We start from the raw sequence: 563 nt of genomic DNA, 5'->3' as shown, positions 1-563 counted from the left end.
CCCCACCACTCCCCGCGGCCGGGGACTCCTCCTCCCGCACCACCTCGCCGGGGACCACCCGTCCCCCCGGGCGGTGGATGCGCATGCCGTCACCGGCCGCCCGCGCATCGCGGTAGGCCGTACCGACCGGGCCCCGGTCCGCGGAGGCGAACCGCCGCAGTCCCCGGCGGATCAGCGCGGCCCCCGGCGGCAGCACGCACACCAGGCCGACCAGGTCCGAGAGCAGCCCGGGGAACATGATCAACAGCCCGCCGGCCATCGTCAGGGCCTCGCCCCCGCCCCTTCCGGATGCCGGTTCGGGGGTCGGGTCGACCGGCTCCCGACCCTCCCCGGCCGCCTGTGCCGCACGGGCCTGCCGCTGCGCGGACTCCACCAACCGGTTCCATGCCCGCCGTCCGGCGTGGCGCACCACCAGCGAGCCGATGACGAATCCACCGGCGAGCGCCAGGAGAACGGCCCAACCACCCGCCCACTCCCCCAGCAGGGTCAACAGCCAGATCTCCGCCAGGGCCCACACCGCCACGCCCACGGCCACCAGTGGCCGGGCGCGGCCGGGACGGGGC

1 protein-coding gene is annotated in these 563 nt (G+C 77.1%); it reads right to left on the bottom strand.

The window, feature by feature from the left end; genetic code table 11:
• Positions 1-563, bottom strand: a 563-nt coding sequence (locus tag FNQ90_RS26140) for an FxsA family protein (RefSeq protein ID WP_323380196.1), incomplete at both ends; no start/stop codon positions are given.

The sequence above is a fragment of the Streptomyces alkaliphilus genome, assembly GCF_014141535.1.
In the GTDB taxonomy this organism is placed as follows: Bacteria; Actinomycetota; Actinomycetes; order Streptomycetales; family Streptomycetaceae; genus Streptomyces; species Streptomyces alkaliphilus.
The sequence above is the reverse complement of the archived record's forward strand: the minus strand, read 5'-3'. Positions and strand labels throughout refer to the sequence as shown.